The sequence below is a fragment of the Shewanella sp. M-Br genome (genome assembly GCF_036245925.1).
GTDB classification, from domain to species: Bacteria; Pseudomonadota; Gammaproteobacteria; order Enterobacterales; family Shewanellaceae; genus Shewanella; species Shewanella oncorhynchi.
The window spans coordinates 43,862-62,724 of record NZ_BJBV01000009.1; the positions used below are offsets into that span (position 1 = coordinate 43,862).

Below are 18,863 nucleotides of genomic sequence, written 5' to 3' on the forward strand. Positions count from 1 at the left end.
ACGAAAAGGAGTTTCAATCTTTTGGCCATTCCTATTTCGGGCTTTGTATTAAGTTCTTATCACTCCTTTACCCTATGTTAAATGGGCTGATTGAAACATTAAGGACTTAAATATAATGACAGACATTGTTGATAGAATTGTTTATGAAATCGAGGATGTTGAAGAGGCGGTAAACCTTGTAAAAACTATCTCGTCAGCACATGAATTGTATGCCTTATTGGACCATTATAATTGGGATGATGGTAATGAGATTCCTATTGCAATTGCGGATCATCCATTATGCGAGTTAGCCATTGCCATAAAGCTATTTTGGCTTGCTGAAGCGATGGATTGGTTAGAAATGAATGAGCTAAATGAATTAATTCCAACAAATGAAGTAATAGAACCTCATCAACAGGAATATTATGATTTCGCGGTCATGCTGACTAAGCGAATTTTAAGCGGTTATTATCAGGTGAAAACAGTCTCTCATACTGAAAAAATAACAAAGACGGTGCAATATTTTCTTAAGAAGCGTGGAGTGCCTGAGATTCTGTATCAACCTATTGTGGCATGAGTGTAGAGGTATACGAAGTTGTATTAGCCTCACCATTTATTTTGTAGCTATCTGTTCGTAAACATTTCTATAAACCCCAAATCATATCCTTACAAAATAGGGCAGTGCGATCAGGGCGATGTCGATGGCGATAAGTAACGCGAGATTGGTGACAAAATAGGGATAAATCATCAGGGTGAGGCCAACGGCTAAAGGGATGGGGGCCACTTGGCGTTTGCCATAGGTGAAAAAGCCAAGACCAAAGAGGCTAAAGACTAAACTCCATAGTAATAATGCAGGATTATCAAACATCTTAAGTTCCTCAATGGTTAGCCTAGATAGGCTTTGACCTTATCACTGCGTCAAACTGGTCAATCGATTACTTAAACTATTGGTTAAACGGCTGCGTCGTTTTATTGAGTCTAATGCTGACCATCCCGTAGCGTAATTAAGCTTTATTCATCTTATTGCTGCGATGTTGCCTTATTTCACTCGTGCTATAGCTCATATAACTCTAAGGGTAAGCCGTCGGGATCGCTAAAGAAGGTGAATTTTCTGCCTGTGTATTCGTCAATGCGGACGGGTTCAACGGTAATGTGATGGCTATGAAGATGTTCGATGACGGTTTCAATCGATGTTACGCGAAAGGCGAGATGCCTAAGTCCACAGGCTTCGGGATAGCTTGGTCGTTTGGGTGGATTATCGAATGAAAATAACTCAATTTGACTCTTATCGGCCAGTTGTAAATCAAGTTTATAGGACTTACGTGCCTCACGGAAATGCTCTGCAAGCACGGTAAGGCCAAGAATGGTTACATAAAAGTGTTTGGACTTTTGATAGTCGCTGCAAATAATCGCTGCATGGTGAATGCCGAGTAACATTGCTTTCCTTTGTGATTTTTAATGGTTGATCAAATAAGATAGAAAGGTTTGAGAGTATAACGGTTAAAAAAAGATAGCGTCACAGTTTAGCGTGACGCTAACGGTCGATTTCACTTTTTAGCTCACCTAGGCTTTTTGCTCGTTTAATCTTCTAGCTCGAATATGTCTGAAGACAGCGGTGCAAGTTGCATCTGAACTTGTCCTTCACCTTGTTTGACAACCAACTGTGCTTTATTGTCTTCCAGCAAATCCTTAAGTGGATAGGTCCCATCCGTTAACTGCCATTGGTCGATAAGTGGCTTTGGTAGCTTAAGGGATAATGGCTTTGCTTGGGTTTGATTAAAGTTATTCACAATAATCAGTTTTTGGCCCTTTTTATTGGTCGTATTTTCCTCAAAGCGCACAAAGGCAAAAGTGCTGTCATCATAACCCGTTGCACTGCCATGAGTATCCATTGTGGCGGTTTGTGCGCTGCGGTTGGCGGCATCGAGTGAGTAATATTCTCCTAAAAGCGCAGGTACATTTTTACCTGTGCTTAGGTTCAGTAATTTTTGATAATAAGCCCGCAAAGTGGCTTCCTTTACGGTTGATTGTCCACCATCAAACTTGCCATTGTTCATCCAGCGCTGATGGGCAGGGACGCCAACATAGTCAAAAATACTGGTGCGTGATGCATGACCAAATCCTGGGTTGTCGGTGGCGGCTTCTCCCACTTCTTGGCCAAAATACACTAACGTCGGTGAAGTGCCTATCGTCGCCGACACTACCATAGCGGGTAGGGCATAGTGTGGATTCACGGCTTGGGTTGCAGTGGGCTTATTTGTGTGTAGCGATGCTAAAAATGCCGCATTACCAATACGTTGCTCGTCGTGGTTTTCTAAAAAGTGCAGCATGTGAGATTCAATATCCTGCACTTTTTCCTGATCTGCCGCGATATTAGCTGTGCTGGTTTTACCCGCCATCACGGCTTTGAGCGTGTCGTAAAGGTCAACCTTATCGTACAGATAATCCATTTTGCCAAGTTGGATATAATCTCGGTACAAGTTAGGGTTATAGACCTCGGCCAAGATAAAGGCATCGGGATTTGTGTGTTTTATCTGGCTGTTGAGATAGCTCCAAAACTCCACTGGTACCATTTCTGCCATATCATAGCGAAAGCCATCGACCCCTTTCGCTAGCCAGTACTGCGCAATCTGATTGAATTTAATCCAAGAGCTTGGGAGCTCGGCTAAGTGTTGTTGCCAAAAAGCGTAATGCTGCGCCTGCGTTAAAGTGGCGAAATTGGCTGGCAGGCGAGGGAAGTCATAGGTGCCATCGGGGCGTACGCCGTAATTGATTTTAACGGTCTCGTACCAATCATTGGCATCGGGCTTGGCTAAGCGTGAGCCATTGCCAGTCCATTTTGCGGGAAATTCGCTGAATTTTCCGTCACTTAATGGGTGAGCTTCTCCGCCCAGCGGTTTAAGATTTGCGGGTAGGCTTGGCACTTCAAAGGTATGCGCTTTTCCCTTTGCCCTCTCGAAGCCATTATTAACATCAACTTTATCAACGACGTAATAGAAGTTATTATTTTTGGCATACTCCAGACTGGTATCATCATCTTCGCCAAAATCGCGCACGCCTTGGGGTTTATTAACGGATTGATAATGGCGCGCCACATGGTTTGGCACGATATCGATAATCACCTTTAAGCCGTGGTGATGGGTACGGGCAATGAGCGCTTCGAACTCGGCTAAACGGTTGGCGGGATTGACCGCCAGATCGGGGTTGACGTTGTAGTAATCTTTGACTGCATAGGGCGAGCCTGCGCGGCCTTTTACCACATCGGGATCATCAGTACTTACGCCAATCGTGCTGTAATCGCCAATCAAGGCATGGTGGGGAACGCCAGTGTACCACACATGGGTAACGCCTAGGTCCTTGATGCTATTGAGTGCAACATCGTCGATATCCTTAAATTTGCCGATGCCATTGTCGGTAATCGTGCCCCAAGGTTTGTTGGTTGGATTTTTATTGCCATAAAGGCGAGTAAAGATTTGATACACCACAGGTTTAAGCGTCATAACCTCACTCTCAGACTTTGGTAGTAACTCATTATCAAGCGCCTGCGTCGATGTATTTGCATTGGGCGAGAAGCTAAAAAGCGAGGCAGTTAATAAAGAGGCAGTTAATAAAGAGGCGCTGAATAGAGCGTTTAAACATAAGCTGAGTGATGACTGTCGGCGCTGCTGGTTTTTTGCTGCTTTGGTTATAAGTAAAGCCACTATGGGAAATTTAGCCTCTTCGGAGCACTGAATCACTCGGGAATAGATAGGCGATAAAAAGCTCAAGACTGAATTCCTTTTAGGGTTGAGTTTTTGATTGGGTGAGTTGTTTGAGCCTGAGTTAAATCGCTAGCTGAGTAACTCATATGATTAGAGGTTTGACGGCTAGATAAGCCAGTATTTAGCTGCGGTCTTGCTTTAAACTCAAGTATAGTGACCCCTGCGTGGGGCAATGCTAGCGCTTGATTGAGTGAAACTGTGTTGCCACTGATGATATCTGTAGCGGCGCGGTTATCGCCAAGTACACTGGCAAAGCGGTTTACATCTAGCGTGACTGCCTTGTCATTTTTATTGTAAATCACCATGACTTTATCGGCCGAGGGCTGAGTGCAGGCATTGTGTTGGGTTAGAGAATTCTTTTGTATTCGAGACTTAAGCGCCTCGGCTTTTTGTTCAGCTGATAATGGCACATTTAATACGCAACGAAATTGCACATAGACGCCATCCTGCGGCACAAAGTGCAGCAAGTCGCCCGATTGTAGCGCAGGAGATTGTTTACGGTAATTCAGTAGGGTACGGACAAAGTGCTGTGCTTGTCGCTGGGGTTCACTCAGTCCTTGGCCGGTAAAGGCATTCGTGGCATTGTTGGCAAACCCGCCGGGAAAATCACTGCGTACAACGCCATCGTGACGGCCCTCGGTTGGGCTTGTCATCAACACTTCTGTACCGTAGAACAGCTGTGGAATGCGTTTGGCGGTCAGCACATAGGTGAGGGCCATCTTGTATAAGTCTATATTTTCTTTCACTAAACTGAAGATACGATTGGTGTCGTGATTGCCTTCAAATAGCACTAGTTTACTGGGATCGGCATACACAACATCGTTGGCTAACATCTCGTAAAGCTTAATAAAACCCGTATCCCAGCTTTCTGGCTCATTAAGGCTGGCAATCAATTTTTCGTATAGCGGGAAGTCCATCAAACTGGGTAAATCTGAGGTATAACCATCGTCATTGATTTTGCCCTTTTGCCAATAGGACACTGTGATGGGGTTTGCGGTCCATTCTTCACCCACAATATTAAAATGGGGGTATTCAGCCATCACGGCCTTAGACCATTTAGCGAGAAATGCTTTGTCGGCGTAGGAGTAAGTATCTTCACGTATCCCCGAAAGTCCTGTGTACTCTACCCACCAAATACTGTTTTGGATAAGATAGGTTGCCAGTTTTGGATTGCTTTGATTTAGATCTGGCATAGTGTCGGTAAACCAGCCGTCGACAAAATCAATATGATCTTGCGCTGCCGCGTAGGGATCTTGCACTGTCGTGCGCCTATGGCTGGTGAAACCGGGGCTGGTAACGCTGGATTTAATAGCACTGGATTTAGTATCGGCAGACTGCATCAAGTCAGGCTTAGATTTGCGATTATGTAGCTGCGTTTTTGTGGCGTCATTGAGCCAGTCTTGGCTAGGTAAATCGTTGAGCCACCAATGATTAGAGCCGATATGATTCACGACAACATCTTTAATTACCCCAAGGCCAAGCTTGTTAGCCTTAGCGACTAAGGCTTTATAATCCTCGTTGCTGCCAAAGCGGGGATCGACACGGTATAAATTGGTAATTGAGTATCCGTGGTATGAGTACTGGGCTTGATTATTCTCAAGCAGTGGATTGATCCATAACTGAGTCACGCCAAGTTTTGCCAGATAATCTAAGTGCTGGCTGATCCCTGCGATATCGCCGCCATGGCGAGCATCGGGATAATAGGGGTTGCTGGAATTGCTAGGAGAGTTAGCCGCGACTTGCTCTAACATATCGGCTTGATTGTCATTACTCGTGTCGCCATTGGCGAATCGGTCCGGCGTGATAAGGTAAATCACATCCTTATTGCTAAATCCTTGGCGCTCACGGCTACCTTTAGCGCGCCCTTGCAACGTATAGGGCAGGCGATAAAGAGGTTTATTGGCTTTTGAAGCAGAGTCAGTGCTTGAAATCACTAGTTCAAAGGTTTGCGGCGCAGCTTGACTCAGATCTAAATTGATAAACAAATAGTGTGGGTTATCAGTGTGCTCAAGGCTTTTAAGCCTGATGCCTTGTCCTTGAATATCAACCTTAATTTGCTGCGGTAAGCTTGGAAGTTCGCGGCTATACAGCATCAACTGTAACTCAGGATTCTGCATTCCCGCCCACCAAAAAGCGGGTTCAAGCTTAACGTCCGTCGATATATCTGGCTCAAAGATGTTTGCATAGGCCGTATTAAATGAAGAGCAAACCAAACATAAATAAAGCGCTATCATTAGGTTTTGACGGATCATAATGTAAGCCTTTTAAAGAGAAATAAGTAAAACGTGCTGGCATGATGAATGTTAGAAATACTGAAATCTGCATAAGCAAAAGCCTGCTTCTTAATTGAAGCAGGCTTTATTCTGGGTAGCTTATAAAGAGTAACTTAACCCTAGGAAGTACTGTCTACCGAAGTATTGAATTGTTCCTGTTTGATGTTCTTCACCAAAATAGGTTTTGTTCGGCTCATCGGTTAAGTTATTAATTTGGAATAAGAACTTAAGTCCATTTTCCAATGCGTATGAAGCTTGATAATCCACAATTGTTTCGGCATCGAAGAAAGCAAGTTGTGATTCAACTGCCACTTGTTCTGAAACGTAGCTGCTACGATATCTCATGCTGACGCGAGTATCGAAACCATCCAGAGTATAGAACAAGGTGGTGTTGAGCACGCTTTCTGATAAACCTGGTAATGGAATGGTTAAGTTTGAACCACTTAAATCTGTGGTAAATTCCACTTCACTGTCTGAATACGAGTAGCTGCCAGTGAAGCCAAGACCGCTGAGTGGCGATGGTAGGAAATCAAAGACTTGGGTATAACCTAACTCAACACCACGAATGTAGCCGCCATTGTCGTTGTTGATTGCAGTTTGATATTGACCTTCATCTTTTACTACTGGGAATTCAACACCATTATCGATAATAGTATCGGGGACGATAAATCCATTACCTTCAAAATCAAATGGTTGGATTGTAAAGTTATTGATAAAGGATTTAATATCTTTGTAGAACAAGGCTACGACAACCGCACCTTCAGAATCTTCAAAATAGTGCTCGTAAGATAAGTCGTATTGATCTGCATAGAACGGATCGAGTAGAGGACTGGTGTTACCCCAAGCATTGTACTTTTTGTATCCCGGTGTAGCAGAATCGTCATACCAAGATCCCATGCCTGACTTTAGCTTGTCGATTGGAGGACGTGACATCACAGAGGCTGCAGCAAAGCGCAGTTGATCATTTTCAGTGAGGTGGAAAGTTAAGTTGAGTGACGGTAAATAATCGGTATAGGTTTTACCTATCTCGTTACGGATATAATCGGTACTGACCACGCCAAGTTCATCAGTAATCGCTTCACCTAGACCATAGCCAACTTGTTGTAGACCTTTACTGCTTTGATCTGTTTGAACAACACGCACGCCCACGTTACCCGTGACTTTCATATCGCCTAAGTCAAACTCGAGATTACCTTGGACATAGCCAGCTAATACATCTTCATTGACCGAACCGCTTTGGATCATGGTCCAGTTATTAGACCAATTTGCTGTCGGGGTGAAAGGGGATTGTCCTGTTGCCGCTAACTGCGCGTTAACCAGCTCAATGGCTTTGTTAAAATCAACGGAAAGGAAGCTAGGGTAACCAGATAATTCACCGCCAAAGTTGACGACATTTGTCATGTCAGTGTTCATTTGAAGCACCGGCTGGTTAGTTGGGTTTTTACCAAATTCAAAACCATAACCGGCTTGTGAACGTTGCGCATTAAACTCACGTTCTGAGTAGCGCAGACCAAAATCAATTGAAGTTAAGAAACCAGAATCTAATGCATAGTTAAAGTCTAACTTGTAAGCGACAAGATCATTTTGTTGATCGTATGGCCACATACCCACTTCTTTTAAACCCAAGGTAGCGGTATTGGTATAGTCGTTTGAAAAGCTGACATCGGCTGGGCTTAAACCATGTAGTTGATAATTAATTGATTCGGCTGAGCGTACTTCATTACCTATATCATCATATAAAACGGCACGAGTACCGCCGTTGACGAACTCACCATCGGCTTTTGAATAGCTCACATCACCTGCGACAGTTAATGCGCCGCCATTGTTCCACTCAATATTGACTGAGCCTGATGTCAGTTCTGAATATTTTGAGTCGTTATCATTGATAACAAAAACGGCAAAGTTATCAGTACCATCAGTTGATACCGTTCCGCCTGTCATAGAACCATTTTCGACAACCGCATCACTAATAGTACCGTTTTTTAATGACTTAACGCGAAAGCCTCGGGCAAAGTTTTCGGAAGTGAATTTTGAATGGAATAAATCACTTTTTACACTGAGATTGTCTGTTGGTTGCCAATGGATAGCCGCCATATAACCATCACGTGTATCATCACCGCCTTTTTGCTGTAACTCAAAACCTTCACTGATTGATTCGGCAGCACCGTCGCCATTGACATCTTTTTTATCGTCGTTGAAACGTAAACCAATGAATTGACTGGCAACATAAGGTTGATACAAATGGGCATAGCCTAGCGCCACACCGAGTGTATCTTCAAGGAATTTGCCTTGATAGGCAAAGCTAAGACGGTTGCCATATTGATCGGCATCGGAAATCTCATCCGCTCTGTCATTAAAACTGCCGCGAGCATTGATATTAAATGATTGGTCTTTGTCGCTTTTTAAGGGATCTGCGGTTTTTAATTCTACCGTACCGGCGACGCCACCTTCAATCAGCGAGGCTTTTGGTGTTTTATAGACGGCGGCTTGACTAATTAATTCGGATGGATATTGGTCAAACTCAATCGCGCGTTTACCGCCCGTTGTCACTTGTTCGTGTCCATTAAGCGTTGCAAAGACGAAATCACCATCAAGACCTCGAATATTGAGACCGCTTGCTTGTCCACCAGTGCGCACTGCGGTCACGCCTGGTAAGCGAGTCAGTGCATCAGCGATTGACTGATCTGGAAGGGCGCCAAGATCATCTGCTGAAATCGATTCAGAGACGGTATCTCCAAAGCGTTTATCATTTAGTGATTTGATGACACTGGTTCTAAAGCCTTTAACTTCAATAACCTCAATAGCAGCTTCTTTTGCTTTTGCTTCCTTATCGGTGGTCACTCCATCTGCCGCATAGGAGTGCATACTGGCACCTGCGGCGATGAGCGCTAAGGTTAGCAAACTGGGTTTAAATCGCATCATATCTCTCTTCCCCTTGGAGTCGCTTTATCGCTTTGTAGAGCGTTTTATCGTTATCACCGCGTTATTTTTGCGGCCTTTTTTTGGTATATGGGCGCTTAATTGACTGCATAAGTGCTGCGTTTATGACCAAATTGTTATGCAACGGTGAAGATACTACTCCCGAGTTTCTTAGCTGAACAACAGAGTGCATACGTATTCAATACCTAGCAGAGTTAAGAATAGACTGTGATAGAGGGTGAACTCAGGGAATAAAATGATTTTATTTTGTAATCAAGTGACTGTTACTAAAAAGTAAATTTCATTGTGATGCCATGTGACTATTGGCTGCATCTTCTGCATACGTATGCAGGTGTATTGAACCTTATTTCCCTCTTCACGTATGCTCGGTAACACAAAAGAAGCCGCGATGACTTTACTCTGCAGTAACAAAACGATAACTGTTTGCTTGAGTGTGTTAGGGAAAGTTCGCTGTAGAATAATGATAAAGGGGCAACAATGAGTGAGTTAACGTGGTGGCGTGGTGCAGTGATTTACCAAATTTATCCGCGTAGCCTTTTAGATACTAATGGTGACGGCGTCGGGGATTTACGCGGCATTATCATAAAGCTGGATTACATTGCGAGTCTCAATGTCGATGCCATCTGGATTTCACCTTTCTTTAAATCTCCTATGGCAGATTTTGGCTACGACATCAGTGATTACCGCGAAGTTGACCCTCTTTTTGGCACTATGCATGATTTCGATGAATTGATTGAAAAAGCCCACGGTTTAGGTATTAAGGTCATTATTGATCAAGTATTAAGTCATACCTCGGACCAACATGCGTGGTTTATTGAGAGCCGCGAGAACCGTTCGAATCCCAAGGCGGATTGGTATGTGTGGGCCGATCCTAAGGAAGACGGTACAGCGCCTAACAACTGGCTCGCGATTTTTGGCGGTTGTGCTTGGGAGTGGGAACCGCGCAGACAGCAATACTATTTACATAACTTCCTGCGTAGTCAGCCCGATATTAATTTCCATCATCCCGAAGTGCGCCAAGCTGTGCTGGATAACGTTGAATTTTGGCTTAAAAAGGGGGTAGATGGCTTCCGCTTAGATGCCATTACCTTTTGTTATCACGATGAACTGCTCAGGGATAATCCGGCAAAACCTAAGGATAAACGTCAGGGCCGTGGTTTCAGTGAAGATAACCCTTACGCATATCAATATCATTACTACAATAATGACCGTCCGCAAACCATCGCTTTTATTGAAGATTTACGAAAGCTCATCAATCGCTATCCAGGAGCGGTGACCTTAGGCGAAGTCTCTGCCGAAGATTCTTTGGCTGTAATGGCTGCCTACACTAAGGGCGAAGATCGCCTGCATATGGCCTACAGTTTTGAGCTGCTGACTGATGATTACAGCGCAAGTTATATTCGCCAAACCGTAGAGGCTTTGGAAGCGAGCATAGGTGATGGCTGGCCATGTTGGGCTATCGGCAATCATGATGTGCAGCGCGTAGCGAGTCGTTGGGGGCAAGGTAAGCAGAATTCAGACATGGTCAAAATGCTTAATGCCATGCTAAGTTCGCTGCGCGGCAGTATATGTAGTTATCAAGGTGAAGAACTCGGTCTAACTGAGGCGCCAATTGAATACCATGAGCTGCAAGATCCCTTTGGCAAAACATTTTGGCCTATGTTTAAGGGGCGTGATGGTTGCCGTACGCCAATGCCGTGGCAGCAAGGCGCTGACTTTAGTGGCTTTAGTGATGTTTCTCCTTGGCTGCCAATTCCACCTGCGCACCAAGCGTTAGCTGTGGATGTACAAGAATCTGATGCTGATTCTATGCTCAATGGTTATCGACGTTTTCTGGCTTGGCGTAAGTTACACCCAGTGTTAGTTGAAGGTGATATTAAATTTGTTGATGCAAAGGAGCCCATTTTGGCCTTTGTTCGCACCTTAGGCGATATAAAAGTGTTCGTGGGATTCAATTTAGGTGATACCGAGGTCGAGTTTGATTTCTCTGCATTTGAACTCAGTGAACCGCTGACGGGACACGGCCTTAAAACCGCACAAATAGAACACAATCAGCTGAAGTTTTCGGCATTTACCAGCTTTTATGCAGTGTTAAAGTGAAAATGATTCATTTTTATTCGGTTGAAGTGTTATAGATACGGGATCCCAAGCCCACAGTTCGATATAAACCCGCCCACGGGCACCATGGGGAATGTAACCTTAATTAGTTCCTGATAATAAAAACATACAGAGAGAATAACTATGGCGTCATCAATTAATACCGGTAGCTACACGAGCAGCACTGGCGAAAATGGGTCGGGCAGTTATCGTTTTGCCTTGATCTCATTGACTTCACTGTTTTTTATGTGGGGTTTTATCACCTGCTTGAACGATATTCTGATCCCGCATCTTAAAGCGGTGTTTTCGCTGAATTATACTCAAGCCATGTTGATCCAGTTTTGTTTCTTCGGTGCTTATTTTCTAGTCTCAATCCCTGCGGGTAACTTAGTGAAAAAGCTGGGTTATCAAAAGGGAATTGTTACAGGTCTTGTGATTGCAAGTATTGGTTGTGCGCTGTTTTATCCTGCGGCGGCCCTCGCTACTTACAACTTGTTCCTCGGTGCATTATTTGTTTTGGCATCAGGCATCACAATCCTGCAAGTGGCAGCCAATCCTTATGTCAATGCATTAGGCAGTCGCGAAACTGCGTCGAGTCGTTTGAATTTAACGCAAGCGTTCAACGCCTTAGGCACAACGGTTGCGCCGTTTTTTGGTGCTATGTTAATTCTTTCTGTTGCCAGTTCAGTATCAGGTGATTTAGCCCAAGCGAGTGCTGAAGCGGAAGTAGTTAAACTGCCATACCTGTTACTTTCTGGCGCCTTGGCAATTCTAGCGCTGATTTTTGCGAAGTTAGATTTACCTGTGATCCGTGAGCATGATGAAAGTGTTCAAGGTGAAGTTCAGACCCATCTAGGTAAAACCAGTGCCTTACAAAGCAAGCACTTAGTGCTCGGCGCTGTGGGTATTTTCGTGTATGTCGGCGCAGAAGTGTCTATCGGTAGCTTCTTAGTCAGCTTCTTAGGTGAAAGCCATATTGCCGGTATGCCAGAAGCCGAAGCCGCCCATTACATCGCCTATTATTGGGGCGGCGCTATGGTGGGACGTTTCATTGGCTCTGTGGTGATGCAAAAAGTACCAGCAGGCTCAGTACTTGCATTTAATGCTTTTATGGCGGCGCTACTTGTGGTTGCAGCGATGACAACCAGTGGCAGCATTGCCATGTGGGCAATCCTTGGGGTGGGGTTATTTAACTCGATTATGTTCCCAACGATCTTCAGCTTAGCGCTTCGTGATTTAGGTCCACACACTTCACAGGGCAGTGGCATTCTGTGTTTGGCGATTGTGGGCGGCGCGATTTTGCCTTTATTCCAAGGCATGTTAGCGGATAATCTTGGCGTTCAGCTTGCCTTTATTCTGCCCGTGATTTGTTATGGTTTTATCCTGTTCTACGGGGCTAAAGGCTCAAAAATGTAATGGATTAAACTGACTGTGGCAAAAAAGCGATCTTAGGATCGCTTTTTTTATGGCTTTAACCTTAACTCGGCGCCAGCGCGCTTGCGTATTAGGGCCTGACCTCCTATGATCCTCCGGTTTTATCATTCATGGTGACCTTTTAAATGTTGAATTCTCCGCTTTCTGCCAGCTCGAACGAATTAGTGATCAGTATCTTAACTATGGTGCTGAGCCAAGGAAAACCCTTAGATCGGGCCTATTCTCAGCATTTTTCTGGGTTGCAATTGGTACCCGCCGAACAGGCGCGTATCGCATTAACGACGGGTGATATCCTACGTCGTTTAAATCTATATTGTTATCTGGCGGAAATCAGCCCAGATGAGATGGAGCGTTTTGGCTCTAAATTGCTTAATGCTTGGCATTTATTCCATTGGCTTGAATTGCCTAAAATGCAATATTCGTTGCAAGTTGATGAGGCGCGTTTAGCTGAGCGTATTGAGCAAGCGAAAACTAAGCCCGTGTTGTGGGACGGTTGCCCTGAGTGGCTCGATGTTATGGGCCGTGAGCAACTAGGTGAGTCTTGGGAAAAAGAGCGCGCCGCGTTAAGTACAGCGCCGAAACGTTTTTTACGCGCTAATAGCCTTAAGGTGACTCGTGATGAACTGGCCGCTAAACTTGCCGCTGAGTTTGTGAGCACGCTCTGTGTTGATGGGGTCGATTCCGCCCTTGAAGTGACCTCCGATTCAGCCTTGTTCCGTACACAAAGCTTTAAAGATGGCTTATTCGAGCAGCAGGATGCGGGCTCTCAGCGCGTAGCTGCGGCGCTTGATGCCAAGCCAGGCATGAAAGTTATTGACGCTTGCGCAGGCGCGGGCGGTAAAACCTTACACATAGCTGCGCAAATGCAGGGTAAAGGACGCTTGTTGGCCATGGATGTGGAGCAATGGAAACTCGACAAACTTAAGGAACGCGCCCGTCGTAATGGGGCACACAATGTCGAAACCCGTGTTATCGCCAGCAGTAAAACCATTAAACGCTTAAAGCTCAGTGCCGATAGGGTATTGCTTGATGTGCCTTGCTCTGGTTTGGGTGTATTAAAGCGTAATCCCGATGCAAAATGGCGTGATACCGTAGAGCGTTTACCCGTGTTAATGGAACTGCAAAAACACATTTTGAGCAGTTATAGCCGCATGGTCAAAGTCGGTGGCATAGTCGTCTATGCGACTTGTTCTATCTTCCCTTGCGAGAACCGCGGTCAAGTGGATGCGTTTTTAGCCGAGAACCCCAACTTTCGCCTGATTGAGGATGAAAGTATCAGCCCAGCCGATAGCGGCTTTGATGGCTTTTACCTTGCCAAACTTGAACGTATTCAAGAATAAAGCATTGCTTTTTAGACTAAAGTAAACCTTTTACCGCGCAGGGAAAGGGTTTACTTCATTAACGTTAGTGCCTAGAATTTCTTATAAGTTATAAATATTTAACATTGTTAATCAGTATTTATATTGCAACTTTGCTCTTAAGGAAATTATGGCGTACGGCGTTAACCTTCCAGATCTGCTCGATCATGCAGACGTTAAACTCGCCCACAATGTCAGCATAGCTTGTTATAGCAGTATTCTTTCTATGCTGCTCAATGGCGCACCGCTACATGAAATCTTGCACGCCTTAGTCTTAAAAATCGAAGCTCAAAAAGTAGGAACCAGAGGGTCTGTGTTACTGCTCAGTGTTGACGGTAAACGTTTGTTATTAGGTGCGGCCCCAAATTTACCCGACAGTTACAATCAAGCCATTAATGGTGTCGAAATTGGCCCCAACGTGGGTTCTTGTGGCACGGCAGCCTATTATGCGCAGCGTGTCATCGTTGAAGATATCGCCCAACATCCTTACTGGGTTAATTATAAAGAACTGCCATTACGTGCAGGTCTTAAATCTTGCTGGTCAGAACCTATCAAAGATACTCATGGTAAAGTGCTAGGCACATTTGCCATGTATTATGATACGATAAAGTCCCCGACAGAGCAGGATTTAGAACTCATTTCAGAGGCGGCAAGACTGGCGAGTTTAGCCATTGAACGCAGTCGTGCGATGGAATTTCAGCATTTAGCTGTGAAAATTTTTGACCGATTACCCCTTGCTCTGGTTATTTCCAATTCTGACGATGCAGTTCTCTATGCTAATCCTGCGTTCAGACATATAGTTATCCCTCAAGATACTGATATCGCTAACTTTCACCCTAAGATTTTTTTAGCATCATCCCAATCTAATGAATTAGTGGGGTTATTTGAGCATTTAGCTCAGGACAGAATGTGGCAGGGTGAGTTGGTGGGTCTTAGGGGAAATGGCGAGGAGTTTTATCTTGACCTTATCGTCACGACCTTCCGAGAGTCCAATGGTCAGCAACCCTGTTTTGCATGGCTATTTTCAGATATTAGTGAACGTAAGAAAGCGGCGCAGCTGATTAAGTATCAGGCCAATAATGATTCTCTTACGGGACTTGCTAATCGCAATGCGTTATTCAAGCAGATCCAAGCGTTAATTACCTCCGACAGTTTGACACCCGGCTTTAGTTTTATGTTGATGGATTTAGATAACTTTAAGCAAGTTAACGACACCCATGGCCATGACAAAGGTGATGCACTGTTAGTGCAAGTGGTTAAACAGATCAGCGAGTGTGTCAATGACACTATGGTGTTTGCACGCTTAGGAGGGGATGAGTTTGCCTTGCTATTACCTGGGGTTGTTAACCAGAAAGAATTGGCACAAATTGCAGATACAATTAACAAAAATGTGGCAAAACATTATGTGCTAGCCGATGGAAAAGGCGTTTATAGCTCGGTAAGTATAGGGATTGCACGTTTTCCTGAAGATGCCCTCGATCTTGAACAGTTGTTAAATTGTGCCGATCAGGCCATGTATATTTCTAAGGCAAATGGTCGCAATCGATATCATTTTTTTACTGAACAAATGCAGCTAAATGCCGAGCGTGTTGCTAGCCTTCATAATCAGCTTAAGCAGGCATTAGATCAGCATACCTTCGAGCTTTATTACCAACCTATAGTCAATGCGACCACTGGCCTGATTGTCCGTGCTGAAGTGCTGCTGCGCTGGCAGCATGAGGGAACGTTTATTCCACCCGATGAATTTATTCCTATCGCTGAGAACAGTGGTTTAATCGTTGATATTGGTCGAGATGTTCGCCTTGGTGCTATGCAGACTATTTTAGAAATGCAGGAACGAAATTGGCCCATTAATTTATCGGTGAATGTCTCGACTTTTGAGTTTTGGTCCCATGAACTACAAGATGCCTTTGTGGAATCCTTTGCTGCGATTACCGAGCAACTTGAGGTGACAGATTTCCCTTATGATAGATTAACCCTTGAGATCACTGAATCTTTATTGATGAAGCAGCATACGTATCTTATTGATGTACTTAATGGTTTGCGAGTTAAAGGGATTAAAATCTCCTTAGATGATTTTGGGACAGGTTACTCATCTCTATCTTATTTAGCTAATTTTCCTATCGATCAAATTAAAATCGATAAGAGCTTTATCGACAGATTAGATGAAGGCAAACGTCACGAAGCGTTGGTGGAGGCCATAGTGCGTTTAAGCCATGCGTTAGATTTAACTGTGACGGCAGAAGGGGTAGAAACTGAGTCCCAGCTTAAATTTGTAATGGCGAATCATATTCAAGAAATTCAAGGATATTTATTTTATAAGCCTATGCCCAAAGCTGCATTCTTTGCCCTGTTGGCAAAGCAAGCTGAGCTGCATAAGGGTTTTGACGTTTGACCTAGATGTTTGACCTAGATGTGAGGGCGGCTTAATCAGTGACAGTCTGATTTTAATATTGGGTTTAGATGTAAGGTAATAATTCAAGTTTTAGATATAAAACATTGAAAAATAATAAATAAAAAGAGCGCCGAGGCGCTCTTTTTATTACTGAAAACAGGTGCTGCACTGAGTCTCTGAGTTTACATTGAGTCAGGTGGCGAGCGCTAAGATTTAGCGGTTATCTGGCTGTTAATCACTAGACTCAAGTATTCAGTAAAGTCATGACCGTGATTTTGCAGCATTTTGGGGAACATAGAAATCGGCGTAGAACCTGGGAAGGTATTGATTTCATTTAGTAAAATTTCATTGTCCGCTGTTAAGAAAAAGTCGATGCGCGACAGGTGACGCAATTTCATACCTTTAAATGCTTTGATTGCATAGGCGCGGATTTGTTCACTGATCTCAGCTGACACATGCTGTGCCACCACATCGGTGCGTGCTTTACTGTTTTTGGCGTATTTCTCATCGAAGGTGTAGAAGGTGTTGGTATCACAGATGATTTCACCTGGTACTGTCGCCACCACTTCACCGTTGTACTCGTATACTGCGACTTCTAACTCACGGGCTTTAATGGTTTTTTCAACTATAACATAGGGCGCATAGCCGAAAGCATCTTTAAGCACGCCAGCGACTTTATCGCTATCATCGACTTTATAACAACCAACAGAGGAACCCTGTGAGGCCGCTTTGACGAAGATGGATCCCCATAGTGCTAATGCGGCTTGGGTTTGCTCTATTGCTGCATCGTCGAATTGGTTTAGAAAAATATACGGGGTATTCGGAATACCTAAGGCCGAGAACCACATTTTAGCGGTGATCTTATTAAAGCAGTTACTGCTCGCTTCGGATTCACAGCCGAAATAGGGCAGTTGGATTAGGTTAAAATAGGATTGAATGTCACCTGTTTCGCCGGGATAGCCATGAATGCAGGGAATGACGTAATCGACCGGCCATGGGGCTTTGCTCTCATCGCGGAAGCGAATTTCACGGCTATTGGTCAGTTCACAATCATCACCCGCAGCGGTGCGGTATTGACCAAATTTATCCAGTTCGACTCGCAATACACAAAACTGTTCGGATTTTGCCAATGAGGTTTCAAAATAATTGGCCGACATGAGTGAAATATCGTGTTCGGCACTTCCGCCGCCGCACAGCAAAAGCAGGTTGATCTTAGACATTGTGAGTGATTCCTCAAAGTGAGCAAAATCGGATGACATCGGCCTGTGGCAATACGAATATCATCCTATAGTACAGCCGCTGTCATCTTAGTTTTCTTGCCCCTATGAGTGCAAGGTTTTGCTGACTGATGGCTATTAAGTGGTGAATTTTAACGCATTACATCGCATTGCAAATATGGGGTTGTGCCTTTGTCGGGTTTATTTGGATTTTTGTGGCGTGAGATGGCAATGTCGTTGGACTATTGCTTCGTCACCGTCATCTAAACTGTGCAACCCAGTACGAGTGACATTGACTTTAGGCAGATTACAGCATGGTATCTCATGGTGAATAAAAACATTCGGTTAGCCCGCTTACAGGATACAGATAGTGTGCAGGTATTACTTGAGCAACTCGGTTATTCTTTGTCCCATGCCGCTTTAGCCCAGACGTTAAGCCAATATCAGCATGATTCTCTGCGCCGCAGTGATGAATTACTGGTGTATGAGCAACATAATGCGCAGGGTGACCTGCAAGTTGTCGCTGTGATGGCCTTAATGTTCTTTGATTATTTCCCCGCCTTGAGTCGTATCTGTCGTATAACCGCAATTGTGGTGGATGCCGACATGCGGGGTCAGGGCGTTGGCTCTCAGTTGATTGCCTTTGCGAAAGAGAGGGGAAAGCAAGAGAATTGCCAGTTACTCGAACTCACTACATCGATGCAGCGCATTGCCACACAGCAATACTATGAAAGTATAGGGTTTACCAAAACATCCTTTCGCTACAGCTTAGTTTTGAGCGAACCAAACGGCTAATTCTTGGCTCGAGCGAGCATAATCAGATCCGTTGTCCTTGTGCATTCGGGTACTGGAAAAACGTTGCGGGTGACATTGATAAGTTCAAATTGATTGATTTTAGCAACTGATCTTGCTTGGCCCACCACCGATATTTAGTCATCCGAATTTGTACATTAATACCAAAGCTCAGAGTAAATAGTTCAGATCAAAACAGATGTTTAGCCCTAAGTTATAGGCATGATTTTTATGTAAATTCACCATTAACTCGACATCCATCAGTTGTGCTAAGGTCACTGGTCTCGCTTCCCAGCGCGGTGCGTGGCCAGCATCATTACAGTGTGCTAGGTATAAACGTCGCGCACTTTGATGTATGCCAAAATACGTCATATTACAACGCTGGCTAATCGTTAAATAGGGCTCAAAGTCGAGTGCGTATATCTGCATGTCTTTAAATTCTGACCACTGGATATAGCGGGTTTTTTCATAATAACGCTTAGGTAAAGCGGCATCTGGTGCTATGGCGTCAAACAAGGCAATAACGGCTTGTAGATCCTTAAGTGTAATAATGTCCTTTTTAATCAATGTTTAAATCCTTAGTTTCATGGTTAGAGTAAATCTAAAAGTCATATCTT

Annotated in this window: 13 protein-coding genes; 6 read left to right on the forward strand and 7 right to left on the reverse strand. The window is 44.2% G+C overall.

The window, feature by feature from the left end; genetic code table 11:
* Nucleotides 1-115: 115 nt before the first annotated feature.
* Nucleotides 116-556, forward strand: a complete 441-nt coding sequence (locus AAA952_RS09325) for a DUF4274 domain-containing protein (protein ID WP_338256373.1) — start codon at nucleotides 116-118, stop codon at nucleotides 554-556.
* Nucleotides 557-637: 81 nt separating this feature from the next.
* Here AAA952_RS09325 and AAA952_RS09330 read toward each other — a convergent pair whose 3' ends face one another.
* The 5 genes from AAA952_RS09330 to AAA952_RS09350 all read right to left on the reverse strand — a co-directional run bounded on the left by AAA952_RS09330 (nucleotide 638) and on the right by AAA952_RS09350 (nucleotide 8,935).
* Entirely contained in the window at nucleotides 638-847 is a 210-nt protein-coding gene (locus AAA952_RS09330) for a hypothetical protein (protein ID WP_338256375.1), read from the reverse strand.
* Between the two features lie 185 nt (nucleotides 848-1,032).
* Nucleotides 1,033-1,416 (reverse strand): SMU1112c/YaeR family gloxylase I-like metalloprotein, encoded by a 384-nt coding sequence (gloA2, locus tag AAA952_RS09335; protein ID WP_338256377.1) that lies wholly within the window; start codon nucleotides 1,414-1,416, stop codon nucleotides 1,033-1,035.
* Nucleotides 1,417-1,559: 143 nt separating this feature from the next.
* Nucleotides 1,560-3,746 (reverse strand): alpha-amylase family protein, encoded by a 2,187-nt coding sequence (locus tag AAA952_RS09340; protein ID WP_338256379.1) that lies wholly within the window; start codon nucleotides 3,744-3,746, stop codon nucleotides 1,560-1,562.
* On the reverse strand, nucleotides 3,743-5,992 hold the full coding sequence (locus AAA952_RS09345; protein WP_338256381.1) for a glycoside hydrolase family 13 protein: 2,250 nt from the start codon (nucleotides 5,990-5,992) through the stop codon (nucleotides 3,743-3,745). The genes AAA952_RS09340 and AAA952_RS09345 overlap by 4 nt, the downstream gene beginning before the upstream one ends.
* A 120-nt stretch (nucleotides 5,993-6,112) precedes the next feature.
* On the reverse strand, nucleotides 6,113-8,935 hold the full coding sequence (locus AAA952_RS09350) for a TonB-dependent receptor (protein ID WP_338256383.1): 2,823 nt from the start codon (nucleotides 8,933-8,935) through the stop codon (nucleotides 6,113-6,115).
* 495 nt (nucleotides 8,936-9,430) lie between these two features.
* On the opposite strand from AAA952_RS09350, the gene AAA952_RS09355 reads away from it, so the two are divergent.
* The 4 genes from AAA952_RS09355 to AAA952_RS09370 all read left to right on the forward strand — a co-directional run bounded on the left by AAA952_RS09355 (nucleotide 9,431) and on the right by AAA952_RS09370 (nucleotide 16,237).
* On the forward strand, nucleotides 9,431-11,053 hold the full coding sequence (locus AAA952_RS09355) for an alpha-glucosidase (RefSeq protein WP_338256386.1): 1,623 nt from the start codon (nucleotides 9,431-9,433) through the stop codon (nucleotides 11,051-11,053).
* 141 nt (nucleotides 11,054-11,194) lie between these two features.
* A complete protein-coding gene (locus AAA952_RS09360) occupies nucleotides 11,195-12,466 on the forward strand; it encodes a sugar MFS transporter (protein WP_173496672.1) in 1,272 nt (423 codons plus the stop codon).
* A gap of 143 nt (nucleotides 12,467-12,609) precedes the next feature.
* Complete coding sequence (locus tag AAA952_RS09365; RefSeq protein WP_338256390.1) at nucleotides 12,610-13,824, forward strand: RsmB/NOP family class I SAM-dependent RNA methyltransferase; 1,215 nt, start codon at nucleotides 12,610-12,612, stop codon at nucleotides 13,822-13,824.
* A gap of 148 nt (nucleotides 13,825-13,972) precedes the next feature.
* On the forward strand, nucleotides 13,973-16,237 hold the full coding sequence (locus tag AAA952_RS09370; RefSeq protein WP_338256393.1) for a sensor domain-containing phosphodiesterase: 2,265 nt from the start codon (nucleotides 13,973-13,975) through the stop codon (nucleotides 16,235-16,237).
* A gap of 206 nt (nucleotides 16,238-16,443) precedes the next feature.
* On the opposite strand, the gene AAA952_RS09375 is transcribed toward AAA952_RS09370, so the two are convergent.
* Nucleotides 16,444-17,457 carry a D-alanine--D-alanine ligase gene (locus tag AAA952_RS09375; RefSeq protein WP_168825124.1) on the reverse strand — a complete coding sequence of 338 codons (1,014 nt, stop codon included), beginning with the start codon at nucleotides 17,455-17,457 and terminating at the stop codon, nucleotides 16,444-16,446.
* Between the two features lie 321 nt (nucleotides 17,458-17,778).
* Between AAA952_RS09375 and AAA952_RS09380 the strand changes: the two genes are divergently transcribed.
* The gene (locus tag AAA952_RS09380) at nucleotides 17,779-18,249 is read left to right on the forward strand and encodes a GNAT family N-acetyltransferase (protein WP_263166283.1); all 471 of its coding nucleotides are present in this window, start codon (nucleotides 17,779-17,781) and stop codon (nucleotides 18,247-18,249) included.
* Between the two features lie 168 nt (nucleotides 18,250-18,417).
* Here AAA952_RS09380 and AAA952_RS09385 read toward each other — a convergent pair whose 3' ends face one another.
* Complete coding sequence (locus tag AAA952_RS09385) at nucleotides 18,418-18,813, reverse strand: hypothetical protein (RefSeq protein ID WP_338256398.1); 396 nt, start codon at nucleotides 18,811-18,813, stop codon at nucleotides 18,418-18,420.
* Nucleotides 18,814-18,863: the final 50 nt, after the last annotated feature.